Consider the following 12,842-nt stretch of genomic DNA (forward strand, 5'->3'; position numbering starts at 1 on the left):
CGCCGAAGGCACAAAAAAACCCCGCATCCGTCACCGGGTGCGGGGTTCTTCGGGTGTTTTCAGGCTTTTCTAGCTACCTGGACACTTGCCCTCAGCCCGCACCTCCGTTGGTAATAAGGAGTACGAGTACAAGGGTAATAATGAGCGTGCCGCGAAGCCGCAGCAGGCCGGCGCCCGTCGCGGGACGGGTCATTTCGGCGGTGCGGCGGTGGCTGTTGCGCTGCGGCATGTAGTCGACCCTACGGCAGCCGGTCGTGGGTGTCAACCATTTTCTCATGAAAATTTTTCCTGACGCTGCGGAAACGTGATACGGACGGCTGGACGTCTGAACGATACGCCCGCGTGTGGTCTTCAGTGCGCGGCGATGGCGTGCAGTAATAGAGGCGCAACATGGTTTTCAGCTGCTCCAGCGCCGCCTTGCGGCCCGACAGGCCAGGCTCTGCATTCACCGCTACGGCGGCTTTCATCAGTTGCTGCACGGCCACCGTGGCTGCACGCAGCGCACCGGGCGACAGCCGCGGCAGGTAGCGACCCAGCAAGGCCTGCAGCTCGGCCCGCAGGCGACGGCGGATGGCCATGCTGTGACCGGAGGGTATCGACACGGGGTCGACCAGCACCGCGAGCACCGGATGACGCCAGCGGAACGCGACAAGGAAGGCGGCCAGCCAGTCGATGTCCCTCCCTTCGGCCTGTGCCTGCAGTGTCTCCAGCTGCTGGAACAGCGCCCCGGTGCAGTCCTCCTGCAGCGCTTCCGTCAGCGCCTCTTTAGTGGGAAAGAACTGGTACAGGGAGCCGATCGCTGCGCCGGCGCGGGCGGCGATGGCGGTCATCACCGCGACGCTGCCGGACATACTGGCCTGAGTCGTGATGGTTGAGCCCGCGTGGTTCGAGAACCCTTTCGGCAAGAAGCGGATCCGTTCGGCCGGCAATGATTCGTAACGGTCCACGGGTGGGACCGCGCTTCGGTTGCATCGCATGCGGCACCACCGCTTTGCAGGTTTCCATGGGAACGTTTACGCTCGCTTGAGCGATGCAAGCCCGGTGCGCACAAGACAGAAGGTTCGGTGGCACTGGCGGTATTCCGACGGAAGCCTTGATGCCAGCCGGATTTGTGCGGGTGGTGTTTCCCGATTTCGACGACACGCGGGTTCACATGGGCTCATTTAAGCGGTTTCCCTCCATCGACGCCATGCGCGGCATTACCGTGGCCGGCATGCTGCTGGTCAACGGTCCCGGCAGCTGGGACCACGTGTTCTGGCCGTTGAGTCATTCCGCATGGAATGGCTGTACGCCCGCCGACCTGGTGTTTCCGTTCTTTCTGTTCCTAGTGGGCGTATCGGTGGCGCTGGCGATCTTGCCGCGGCTGGAGCAAGGCGTGGCGCCTGCGTCGTTGCGCAACGCGGCGTTGCGGCGGGCCCTTCGCATCGTTGCGCTGGGGGTGGCGCTCAATGCGCTGGCGGCTTGGTGGCCGCCCGGCCACGAGCTGCGCTGGCCAGGCGTGTTACAGCGGATCGGCGTGTGCTTCGCGGTGACGGCAATGATGGCCGTCTACACGCCAAGGCGAGCTTGGTGGATCGCCATCGTGGCCTTGCTTGCCGGCTACACCGCGCTGCTGCTCTCCAGGGGCACGCTGGCGAAATGGGACAGCATCGTCGATCACGTGGACGGTGCAGTATTCGGTCGCCATGTGTGGGAAACCAACGCGATCACCGGCCAGGTGCACGATCCCGAAGGCTTGCTCAGCACCTTGCCCGCCATTGCCAGCAGCTTGCTTGGTCTGTGTGCAGGCGTGTGGCTGCGCGCGCGCAAGCTCGGGTTCCTGCTGATGGCGGGTGCGGCCGCAGTGGCGCTGGGCTGGCTGTGGTCGCAGTGGATTCCGTTGAACAAGAACCTATGGACGCCATCCTTCGTGCTGTGGACGGGGGGATGGGCGATGCTTGCCATGCTTGTGTTTCATTGGCTGGTGGACGTGCGCGGCTGGCCAGCCTGGGGACGTCGCTTCGGCGTCAACGCCATCGCCGCCTACGCCGGATCCGAGCTGGTGCTGGTTGTGCTGCCGGCCATGGGCTGGCAGCAGTCGATCTACCAGCATCTGTTCGCCAGTTGGATCGCACCGCTGGCCGGGCTGCGCGTCGCTTCGCTGGCGTTCGGGCTGGCGTTCGTGGCGCTGTGGTGGTTGATCGTGTATGCGATGGATCGGCGGCATGTCTATCTGAAGCTGTGAACGGTGTGCTTGCTCCGTGACCCGTGGGGCGCGCCTGTCTCCGTCGGCTCGATGCGTGACTGGGCTGGATAGGGGCGTGCAGCGCGTCGGCGGTGCGCGATATGAAAACGGGATTCCGAACATGCGTGAAAAAAGCGCCGCGCGTGACGTAAAACTGGGTAATCGGGCATGGGCGATGCTGGTGCTTGGGATGTGCCTGGCGTGGCCTTGCGGCGGGCGCGCCGCCGCATCTGCGCAACCGGTCTTCGACACTGCGCCGGCACGGGCGGCCCTGCAACGCCTGCTGCAGCAGCAACAGGCGCAGTTCGCCCTCGTCGCATTGGATCGCGGGCAGGGTGCGGATCGTTTCCGTATCAGTGGCGCGCCGGGGCACATCGTGGTGGCGGGCACCTCGCCTGCGATCATCCTGACCGGCGTGGAAACGTACCTGGAGCAGGTGGCACACGTCGGCATCGGCTGGCCTGGCGATAGCCTTTCGCGCCTGCCGGCCACGTTGCCGGCGCCGTCCTCGCCTATAGAACACCGTGCCGTCGTGCCGGATCGCTACGCGCTGAATGACACCGACGACGGCTACTCGAACGCCTATCTCGACTGGCCGGCATGGGAACACAAGATCGACCTGCTCGCCCTACACGGCATCGACGAGGTGTTCATGCCGGTCGGCACGGAAGAGGTGTACCGCCGCACCTTCCAGGATTTCGGCTACAGCGACGCGGAGATGCGTGCGTGGATTCCCGCCGCCGCGCACCAGCCGTGGTGGCTGCTGCAGAACATGTCCGGTTTCGATGCACCAATGTCGCCGCGACAGTACGCACGGCGTGTGGCGCTGACGCAGAAGATCGTGGCGCGCCTGCGCGCGCTGGGCATGACGCCGGTATTCCCCGGCTATTTCGGCACCGTGCCCGACGGCTTCGCGGCGAAGCATCCCGGTGCGAACGTGGTGTCGCAGGGCCAGTGGGCAGGGTTCACGCGGCCAGGCTGGCTCGACCCGCGCGATCCGCTCTACGCGAAGGTCGCGGCGGATTTCTATCGTCGGCAGCGCGTGCTGTTCGGCGACGGCACGATGTACAAGATGGACCTGCTGCACGAAGGCGGCCGCGCCGGCAACGTGCCGGTGGCGGATGCCGTGCACGGCGTGATGAAGGCGCTACAGGCCGCGCATCCGGGCGCGCGCTGGGTACTGCTGGGCTGGCAGCACAACCCGCTGCCGGCGGTGATCGACGCGGTTGATCGCCGGAGCCTGCTGATCGTCGACGGCCTGTCGGACCGCTACGACGGGCTGGACCGCGAGAAGGACTGGCACGGCGCGCCATACGCCTTCGGCAGCATTCCCAACTTCGGCGGCCACAGCACGCTTGGCGCGAATGCCGGCGTGTGGCTCGAGCGGTTCGCCGCGTGGCGCGACAAGCCGGGAAGCACGCTGCGCGGCATCGCCTGGATGCCGGAGGCCAGCGGCATCGACCCGGCGGCGTTCGCGCTGTTCACTGCGCTGGCCTGGGAGCCGGTGCCGCACGATGAAGCTGCATGGTTCAAGGCTTATGCCGACAGCCGCTACGGCGGCGCCGACGCGCATGCCGAGGCCGCGTGGCACATCCTCGGCGGAACCGCCTACGCCATGCCCTCGGACGGCGACTCGGAGCCGCAGGACAGCCTGTTCGAAGCGCGCCCTTCGCGGGACGTGGCCACGGCGGCGAGCTGGTCGCCGAAGGCGATGCGTTACGACGCGGGGCATTTCGACCAAGCCATCTGCGAACTGTTGCAGGTGGCGCCCGCGCTACGTGCCACCAGCGCCTACCGCCACGACGTGGTGGACGTCGCGCGGCAGGCGCTGGTCAACCACGCCCGCGTGCTGCTGCCACGGGTCAAGGCGGCCTACGAGGCGGAGGACGCCGCACGCCTGCACGCCCTCGACGCCGAATGGCTGGGTGACATGGTCCTGCTCGACCGCCTGCTCGCCAGCGATCCGCATTTCCTGCTCGGCAACTGGCTGGCGCCCGCGCGTGCGGCGGCCGGCAATGCCGCCGAGGCAGCGCAGTTCGAATACGACCAGCGCACGCTCGTCACCATCTGGGGCGATCGCGGCGGTGCCGACCGCGGCGGCCTGCACGACTACGCGAACCGCGAATTGTCCGGCCTGGTGAGCGGCCTGTATGAACCGCGCTGGCGGCGCTTCTTCGCATCGCTGGAGCAGTCGCTGGCGACCGGCAAGCCGCCCGAACCGATCGACTGGTACGCGATGGAATATGCCTGGGCGGCCTCGCAAAAGCTGGAGTCAACGACGCCACAGGGCGATCCGTGGCAACTGGCCTCCGACGTGGCGCGGCGGCTCGGAACCTGCAGGCCGTGAGGCTGCAATCCGTGCAGGGCGTTGCAGGCACAGGCAGTCGCCTATCGTGTATGACGCACTGCATCACGGATTGGATGGCGCGCCCTGCAATGTTTCGAGGTGGTGTGACGCGCCGGTTGTTTGCGCGCCGGTTCGGCTGACCCGGCCAACTCTTGCCCATCGCACGCAGTGCGACCATTTCGCATCCTGATTCCCCACCTGTCGCCGCCCATGATACGTCGTGGGTAGATGCTGCAACCTCCTGATGCGAAGGAGGAAGCCCCATGGCAGCCAAGAATCAAGTGCAGTTCCAACCCGGCCTGAGTCTGACGGCCTTTCTTGACCGTTACGGTAGCGAGCAGCGGTGCCGCGAGGCGCTGATGAAGGCACGCTGGCCGAAGGGATGGCGCTGCCTGGACTGCGGTCATACGAGTCATGGCCATCTCAGGCGTCGCGACGTGTACCCGTGCAATCGCTGCAAGCGGCAGGTGTCGCTGACCAGCGGCACGCTGTTCGCCGAAACCAGGTTGCCGCTGCGGACGTGGTTTCTGGCGATTTACCTGCTGACCCAGCACAAGGATGGCATCTCGGCGCTGGCGCTGCGGCGGCAATTGGGCGTGTCGTACCACACGGCGTGGCTGCTCAAGCACAAGTTGATGCAGGCGATGGTCGAGCGCGACAGCGAGCAGGTCCTGGGCGGCATCGTGATGATGGACGATGCGTACTGGGGCGGCGAACGCCACGGCGGCGGCGTGGGCCGCGGCAGCCCTGGCAAGACGCCGTTTGTGGCGGCGGTGCAGTGCACTGCCGAGGGGCACCCCATCGCCATGCGGATGGATGAGGTGGCCGGGTTTCGCAAAAAGGCGTTGGCGGCATGGGCCCAACGCCACCTGGCGCCGGGCACGGCGGTTGTCACCGATGGGCTGAAGTGTTTTCCGGGCGTGACCGATGCCGATTGCACGCATACCGCCATGCCCACCGGCGGCGGCGTCCCCACTCGGGGGCATCCCATCTTCACGGGGGTCAACACCGTGCTGGGTAACGTCAAGAACGCGCTGCATGGCACCTACCATGTGCTGCGTCCGAAGTACCTGCAGCGCTATTTTTCCGAGTTCTGCTACCGCTTCAATCGCCGCTTCGACCTGGCCGCCCTGGTACCGCGCCTCATCGTCGCCGCGGCGCGGACGCCGCCGCTGAGCTATCGGCTCGCAACGTTGGATGCGTAATGTGGGGAATCAGGAGCCAAGTTGTGCTCGGTAACGAGGTTATCCCCGGAGGCGTTCGATCGTTTCGGGCAGCTGATTCCTGCTGATTGGATCGAGCACGCCCTGCAGGCCACCGGCACGGCCTCGCTACGCCGTCGCCGCCTACCTGCCGAACGGCTGATCTGGTTGGTCATCGGGCTGGCCTTGTTTCGCAATGAACCGGTATGGCACATCGTGCGCCAGCTGGGCTTGGCGTTGGACAGCGAGACGCGCGTGGCACCCGCACCGAGCGCGACGGTGCAAGGACGCCAGCGGCTGGGCGAAGCGCCGTTGGCGCATCTGTTCGATCAGATCAGCCGTGCATGGTGTGCCGCGCCGCTTCCTGCGACCGGACTGTTCCAGGGACTGCGCCTGCTCGCTGTCGATGGCGTGGTGTGGTCGGCGCAAGATACCGCCGAACATCGTGACGTCTTCGGTGGCGGTCATTCGCAACACGGCGAAGGGAGCTGGCCGCAGGTACGTGCGGTCTGTCTGATGGACGTGCATACCCATCTGATCCGAGCGGCAGCGTTCGGGGCCTATACCACCGGCGAGCTCAGCTATGCCCACGACTTGAGGGCGGCCACGCCCGATCATTCCCTGACGATCTTCGATCGTGCCTACTATTCGGCCGCGCTCCTATGGGCTTGGCAGCAGGCCGGCGAACAACGTCATTGGCTGATGCGAGCCAAGAGCTCACTGCGCTACGAGGTGATCCGTCCGCTGGGCGAAGGCGACGCCTGGGTGCGGCTACCCGTCTCGCCGCAAGCGCGCCGGCAACATCCCCACCTGCCAGTGTTCTGGGAAGCGCGATTGATCATCTGTTCGTCCGGGCGACGCTACCTGACCTCGCTGGCCGATCCGATCCGCCACCCCGCCGACCAGGTCGCCGCGTGCTACCGCCAACTCTGCTAGGGCATCAGCCAGTCCCGCAACGCGGTGTCACTGGCTGCCAGCGGTTCGGCGCTGGCGCTGCGCGCCAGCATCGCGGCCAGCGCCGGGGGCAGGTCGAGCGGGTGGCCGAGCAGCGGCTCCACCACGCCCTCGAACTTGGCCGGGTGGGCGGTGGCGACCACCGCCCACGGCGCCTCGTCGCCATCCGCGCGCAGGCGGTCGAGCAGGTGCATCGCGGTGGCGGTGTGCGGGCAGAACACTTCGCTGTGTTCGCGCGCATGGGTGGCGATGGTGCGGCGGATGGTGGCGTCGTCCACGCTGTGGGCTTGCAGCAGTTGGCGCAACGCGGATTCATTCGGGAAGATCCAGCGCAGCCGCTCGAAGTTGCTCGGCGCGCCGACGTCCATCGCGTTGGCGAGGGTGGCGACCGCTTCGCGCGGGCGGTAGTCGGCACCGGCGAAGAACTCGGGCAGGGTGGCGTTCGCGTTGCAGGCCAGCCGTACTTCGCCGACCGGCAAACCCATTTCACGCACCCACAGGCAGGCCAGCGCGTTGCCGAGGTTGCCGGTGGGCACGATGAAGTTCAGCGGCGTGCCGTGTTCGCGCCCCCAGCCCAGCGCGGCGTGCGCGTAATAGCTCATTTGCGGCAGCAGGCGGCCGAGGCTGATGCTGTTGGCCGAAGACAGCGGCACATCCGCCTGCAGCTCCGCGTCGTTGAGCGCGGCCTTGACCATGCGCTGGCAATCGTCGAAGCGACCGGCCACGCGCAGTGCGGTCACGTTGTCGCCGAAGCAGCCGAGCTGGTGCGCCTGGCGCGGCGAGACCAGGCCGTCCGGATACAGGATCACCACGCGCACATGCGGCTGGCGATGGAACGCGGCGCCCACTGCCGCGCCGGTATCGCCCGAGGTGGCGACCAGGATCGTCAGCGGCCGTGCATCGCTGCGCGGCAGCCGGCGCAGGCAGGCGGCGAGGAAGCGCGCGCCGACGTCCTTGAAGGCCGAGGTGGGGCCGTGGAACAGCTCCAGCATCGCCGTGTGCGGATGCGCCGGCAGTGCGCGCAGCGGCGTGTCGAAGGTGAGCGCCTCGGCGCAGATCGCGGGCAGTTCATCGGCCAGCGCATCGCCGGCGAAGAACGGCGCCAGCAGGGTAGCGGCGGTATCCGCCAGCGTGCCGTGCGGGTCGAACGCGGCCGGATCGAGTCGCGGCAGGGACTCGGGCACGTACAGGCCGCCGTCCGGCGCCAGCCCGGCGGCGATCGCCTGGCTGATCGGTACGGCCAGTCCGGCGTTTCGGGTGCTGTGGTAGCGAAGCAGTTCGCTCATATGCCTGACTCGTGTGCAGGGCGGGCATTGCCCGCCGGTTTTTGATGCTTGGCGGCGAGAGTGGCGGGCAGTGTCCGCCCTACAAGAGCGTTCATTCGTCGGCCTTGAGGGTTGCGATCAACGCGGCAGCAGCCGTAGGGCGGGTGCTGCCCGCCCTACGCCGGTCATGGCTGCGACTCCACGTCGAGGGAGTCGATCAACGCGGCAGCCGGCCCGTTGACCGGCGACACCCACGCGTCGCTGTCCAGTCCGCCCTCGGCGAACGCGGCCTGCATCGCCGCGGCGGCCGCTTCGGCGTCGGCGCGGTTGTCGTACCAGCCGAACACGCTGGGGCCGGCGCCGGAGATGCTGGCGCCCAGCGCGCGGTGGTCGAGCGCAGCCTGTTTCACCTGGGCGAAGTGCGGGATCAGCGACGCGCGGCGCGGTTCCACCAGCACGTCCTTCAGGCCTTCGCGCACCAGCGCGGCGTCGCCACGCCAGCAGCCGGCCAGCACCAGGGCGAGATTCGAACTCTGCGCCACGAACTCGCCCAGCGCGTAATGGCCGGCCAGCGCCGCGCGCGCCCGGCGCGTCTCCAGCACCACGTGCGGATGCACCAGCGCGCAGTGCCACGCCGCCGGCACGTCGATGCGCAGCAGGCGGTCGTGGGTGGCCAGCACCAGTCCGCCGAGCAGCATCGAACCGAGGTTGTCGCCGTGGCGGCTGCCGCTGGCCACCGCTTCGCCGTCCAGCGCGAAGCCGTACAGCGCCTCGCGCGGCAGCGGCTTGGGCAGCAGTGCGTTGGCGGCGATCAGCGCGGCCACGCAGGAGGCGGCCGAGCCGCCCATGCCCGAGCCGAGCGCGATGCCCTTGTGCAGCACCAGCTCGAAGCCGTGGCGCAGGCCCAGCGCCTTGCGCAGCGAGAGCAGCGCGGTGCCGGCGGTGTTGGCCCGCGGGTCGGTGGGCAGTTCGGTGACGCAGCCCGAGATCGACGCGATGCGCACCACCGGCTCGCCGATGCGGCGCACCTCGGCGCGGTCGCCGGCGCCGGCCACACTGTGGCCGAGCAGGTCGAAGCCGACGCCGACATTGCCTACGCTGGCCGGCGCGAACGCGCAGGCGGCTTGTGGAGGATGAGCGCGGCGCGGTGCAGCCATGACGGGTTCCAGTAGCGGGGTGTTCATGCGCGTGCCTCCAGCGACTCGGCGATGCGCAGCAGGTCGGTGAACACGCCGGCGGCGGTCACTTCGGGGCCGGCGCCGGGGCCTTGCACGATCAGCGGATTATCGCAGTAGCGGCGGGTGCTGAACTGCACGATGTTGTCGGTCAGCCGGGTGTGCGCGAACGCATGGGAGGCGGGCAGCACCTGCAGCCGCACGCTGGCGCGGCCGTGCCGGTCCAGCTGCGCCACGTGGCGCAGCACGCCGCCTTCGGCGCGCGCCTCGGCCAGTTTCGCCGCCATCGGCGCGTCGAGTGCGTCGAGCCGCTGCATGAAGTCGTCCAGCGGCAACGCGGCCAGCGCGGGCGGCACCAGGCTTTCCAGGTCGACCTCCGCCAGCGACAGCGGCCAGCCCGCTTCGCGTGCCAGGATCACCAGCTTGCGCGCCACGTCCAGCCCGGACAGGTCGTCGCGCGGATCGGGCTCGGTGTAGCCCAGCGCGTGCGCCTCGCGCACCAGCGCGGAGAACGGCTGGCGGCCGTCGTGGCGGTTGCACAACCAGGCCAGCGTGCCGGAGAACATGCCGTGCACCGCGAACAGTTCGTCGCCGGTGTCGAGCAGGTCGCGCAGCGTCTGCACCACCGGCAGGCCGGCGCACACGGTGGCTTCGTAGCGGAAGCGCGCGCCGCCGGCGCAGGCCGCGCGGATCGCCTGCCAGCGCGGCAGCGGGCCGCTGCCGGCCAGCTTGTTCGGCGTCACCACGTGCAGCCCGGCGGCGAGCCAGCGCGGGTAGTGCGCGGCCACCGCGTCGCTGGCGCTGCAGTCGATCAGCAGCGCGTGGCGGCCGTCGCTGCCGCGCACGTGGTCGGCGAACGCGTCCAGGTCGTTCGGCCGCCAGGTCTGCGCGCCGCCGTGGCGGGCGTTGAGCTCGGCGTCGTCGCAGTCCAGCCACATGCGTTTGCTGGCCACCACACCGCAGAGTTTCAGTTCCAGCGCGCCGTCGCGAGCCAGCCGTGGTTGCGCGGCACGCAGCTGTTCCAGCAAGGCGCTGCCGACGCGGCCGGGGCCGATCACGCCGACCGCCAGCACGCGTCGCCGGGTCGTGCCGGTGCGGGCCAGCGACAACGGCGGCGGCAGGGAGTGCTGGACTTGCTCGGGTGCACAGGTGATCACGGTGGCCTCTCCGGTGGAGGCCCGTTCTCGCTGGCGTGTCGGCATGGGCCGGCCCGCCTCTTCGAGGGCGGGCCGTTGCGTGGGAAAACTCAGCTACGCACGACGCTCCGCCCGGGACCCGTGGTACCGGTGGTAATCGTGGTGGTAATGACGGCGATGGCGCCGGCGTGCATGGCCATGCGCCCGCTGCGAAGCGGGACAGGATGCATGCGTGCTGGCGCGGAAAGCGGCGACATAGAGTCGACCTTAAAGCCTATGCTGCACTGCGGTCAACAGGTGCATTTGCAACTTTCGTGCAGCGCCACACCTGCGGCAGGTTGTCGCGGCAAGCCGGTTGCCGTCGGCCGACGCTGCTCGCGAGGCCTACAATTCGCCGGATGAATAGGTTCGTTTCACTGTGCCGGCGGCTGCGTAGGCAGGCGCCGCGTGCGGCTTTTGCGCTGTTTGTGCTCGGCATGGGCAGCGCGGCGATGGCCGCCACACCGCCGCAGGCCGGCGCCGCCCCGGGCGTACCCGACACCATGCAGCAGCGCGTGGCGGCATGCACCAGCTGCCACGGCGTGCACGGCGAGGGTTCGGCGGACAACGTGGCGATCCCGCGCCTGGCCGGCAAGCCGGCCGGCTACCTGGTGCAGCAGCTCGAATACTTCCAGACCGGCCAGCGCCGGCACGCGCCGATGGAATACGTGGTGCGCCAGCTCAGCCCGGCGTACCTGCGCGATATCGCCGCCTACTTCGCGCAGCAGGACGTGCCCTACCGCAGGCAGCCGGTGCCGGCGGTGTCGGCAGAGATCCTGCGGCGCGGCGAGCAGCTGGTGCTGCGCGGCGACTCCACCCGCGGCGTGCCGTCGTGCGTCAGCTGCCACGGCGCCAAGCTCACCGGCGTGGAACCGATGATGCCCGGCCTGATGGGCCTGTCCTACGACTACCTCAACACCCAGCTGGTGTCGTGGCGCACGCGCCAGCGCGCGGCCGAAGGGCCGTACTGCATGGGCGTGGTCGCCAACCGCATGCGCGAATCGGACATCGCCGCGGTATCCGTGTGGCTGGCCGGCCAGGAACCGCCGGCCGACCTGCACCCGGTGCCGGCCAGCGCGCACACCGAACCGTTGCCGGGCTGGTGCGTGATGGGCAAGAGCGGAGCAGGTCAATGACGTGGTGGCGACGCGGAAGATGGGTGCTGGCGCTGCTGGTGGTGGTCGGGGTGGGCTGGCTGTACTTCGGCCACGCCGGCCAGTCGGCGTCGTCGCCGGCGCAGCGCGAGGCGGATGCCGCGGCGTTGCGCGACCCCGCGCTGATCGCGCGCGGCGAATACTTGGCCACGGTGGGCGATTGCGCTGCCTGTCACACCGCGCGCGACGGCCAGCGCTACGCCGGCGGCCGCTCGCTGGGTACGCCGTTCGGCGACGTGCCGGCGCCGAACATCACGCCCGATCCGGACACCGGCATCGGCCGCTGGAGCGTCGATGATTTCTGGCGCGCGCTGCACGAAGGCAAGGGCCGCCAGGGCGAGCTGCTGTACCCGGTATTCTCCTACACCTCGTTCACCAAGGTGAGCCGCGACGACGCGCTGGCGATCTTCGCCTACCTGAAATCGCTGCCGCCGGTGCATCGACCCGATACGGAGCTGGGGCTGGGCTTTCCCTACAACGTGCGCAACAGCCTGGTGGCGTGGCGCGCGCTGTACTTCAAGCCGGGCGAGTTCAGGCCCGATCCGGCGAAGCCGCCCGAATGGAACCGCGGTGCCTACCTGGTGCAGGGCCTGGGTCACTGCAACGAGTGCCACACCACGCGCGATTCGCTCGGCGGCATTGCGCCGGAGCGCCACCTCACCGGCGGACAGATCCCGCAGCTGGACTGGTACGCGCCGGACCTCAGCACGCAAGCCGGCGGCGGCCTCGACGGCTGGCGCGCGCAGGACATCGTCGACCTGCTGAAGACCGGCCAGTCGGCGAAGGGCACCGCGTTCGGGCCGATGGCCGACGTGGTGCGCAACAGCACCCAGCACCTGAGCGACGCCGACCTGCAGGCGGTGGCTACTTATCTGCAGTCGCTGCCGCCGCGCCCGCAGCCCGTGACCGCGCCGTTCACGCAGGCGGCCAGCCACGAGCAGGGCGGCCAGCTCTACGCGCAGCGCTGCGCCGACTGCCACGGCAAGGATGGCCGCGGCGTGGCCGGCGTCTACCCGCCGCTGGACGGCAACACCTCGGTCACCGAACCGACCGGCATCAACGCGATCCGCAGCGTGCTGCTCGGCGGCTTCGCCCCAGCCACCGCCGGCAACCCGCAGCCGTACTCGATGCCGCCGTTCGCGCAGTCGCTCAGCGACAAGGACGTCGCCGCGGTGGTCAGCTATATCCGCCAGTCGTGGTCGAACAAGGCCGCTGCGGTGCAACCAGCCGACGTCGGCAACTACCGCAACACGCCGGTCGACTGAGCTGTGGCCGGAGTTTTGTCCACGCCACGTGTTGCTCCCTCCCCCTGCTTGCAGGGGAGGTCCGGGGAGGGGTCCGCTCTT

At 68.9% G+C, this 12,842-nt stretch carries 11 protein-coding genes; 6 read left to right on the top strand and 5 right to left on the bottom strand.

Annotation, left to right across the window (positions count from 1 at the left end):
* Nucleotides 1–91: 91 nt before the first annotated feature.
* Nucleotides 92–229 carry a hypothetical protein gene (locus tag LRK53_RS03125; protein WP_235642490.1) on the bottom strand — a complete coding sequence of 46 codons (138 nt, stop codon included), beginning with the start codon at nt 227–229 and terminating at the stop codon, nt 92–94.
* Nucleotides 230–239: 10 nt separating this feature from the next.
* On the bottom strand, nt 240–947 hold the full coding sequence (locus tag LRK53_RS03130) for a TetR family transcriptional regulator (protein ID WP_221174221.1): 708 nt from the start codon (nt 945–947) through the stop codon (nt 240–242).
* Between the two features lie 206 nt (nt 948–1,153).
* Between LRK53_RS03130 and LRK53_RS03135 the strand changes: the two genes are divergently transcribed.
* The 4 genes from LRK53_RS03135 (at nt 1,154) to LRK53_RS03150 (ending at nt 6,709) form a co-directional block, all read left to right on the top strand.
* Complete coding sequence (locus LRK53_RS03135) at nt 1,154–2,224, top strand: acyltransferase family protein (protein WP_027493292.1); 1,071 nt, start codon at nt 1,154–1,156, stop codon at nt 2,222–2,224.
* 121 nt (nt 2,225–2,345) lie between these two features.
* The gene (locus LRK53_RS03140; RefSeq protein WP_235642491.1) at nt 2,346–4,571 is read left to right on the top strand and encodes an alpha-N-acetylglucosaminidase; all 2,226 of its coding nucleotides are present in this window, start codon (nt 2,346–2,348) and stop codon (nt 4,569–4,571) included.
* A 263-nt stretch (nt 4,572–4,834) separates the two neighbouring features.
* Nucleotides 4,835–5,776, top strand: coding sequence for an IS1595 family transposase (locus tag LRK53_RS03145; RefSeq protein WP_235642492.1), 942 nt, complete (start codon nt 4,835–4,837; stop codon nt 5,774–5,776).
* 21 nt (nt 5,777–5,797) lie between these two features.
* The gene (locus tag LRK53_RS03150) at nt 5,798–6,709 is read left to right on the top strand and encodes an IS4 family transposase (protein WP_235642493.1); all 912 of its coding nucleotides are present in this window, start codon (nt 5,798–5,800) and stop codon (nt 6,707–6,709) included.
* Here the strand turns inward: LRK53_RS03150 and thrC are convergent.
* The 3 genes from thrC to LRK53_RS03165 form a co-directional block, all read right to left on the bottom strand.
* Nucleotides 6,706–8,013 carry a threonine synthase gene (gene thrC / locus LRK53_RS03155; protein ID WP_027493599.1) on the bottom strand — a complete coding sequence of 436 codons (1,308 nt, stop codon included), beginning with the start codon at nt 8,011–8,013 and terminating at the stop codon, nt 6,706–6,708. The genes LRK53_RS03150 and thrC overlap by 4 nt on opposite strands.
* A 164-nt stretch (nt 8,014–8,177) precedes the next feature.
* The gene (locus LRK53_RS03160; RefSeq protein ID WP_027493598.1) at nt 8,178–9,176 is read right to left on the bottom strand and encodes a homoserine kinase; all 999 of its coding nucleotides are present in this window, start codon (nt 9,174–9,176) and stop codon (nt 8,178–8,180) included.
* Nucleotides 9,173–10,324: a homoserine dehydrogenase family protein gene (locus tag LRK53_RS03165; protein ID WP_235642494.1), complete on the bottom strand. Its 1,152-nt coding sequence runs from the start codon at nt 10,322–10,324 to the stop codon at nt 9,173–9,175. Before LRK53_RS03165 ends, LRK53_RS03160 begins: the two co-directional genes overlap by 4 nt.
* 377 nt (nt 10,325–10,701) lie before the next feature.
* On the opposite strand from LRK53_RS03165, the gene LRK53_RS03170 reads away from it, so the two are divergent.
* On the top strand, nt 10,702–11,478 hold the full coding sequence (locus LRK53_RS03170) for a c-type cytochrome (protein WP_027493596.1): 777 nt from the start codon (nt 10,702–10,704) through the stop codon (nt 11,476–11,478).
* Nucleotides 11,475–12,761: a cytochrome c gene (locus tag LRK53_RS03175; RefSeq protein ID WP_027493595.1), complete on the top strand. Its 1,287-nt coding sequence runs from the start codon at nt 11,475–11,477 to the stop codon at nt 12,759–12,761. The genes LRK53_RS03170 and LRK53_RS03175 overlap by 4 nt, the downstream gene beginning before the upstream one ends.
* Nucleotides 12,762–12,842 lie beyond the last annotated feature (81 nt).

This window comes from Rhodanobacter thiooxydans (genome assembly GCF_021545845.1).
GTDB lineage: Bacteria > Pseudomonadota > Gammaproteobacteria > Xanthomonadales > Rhodanobacteraceae > Rhodanobacter.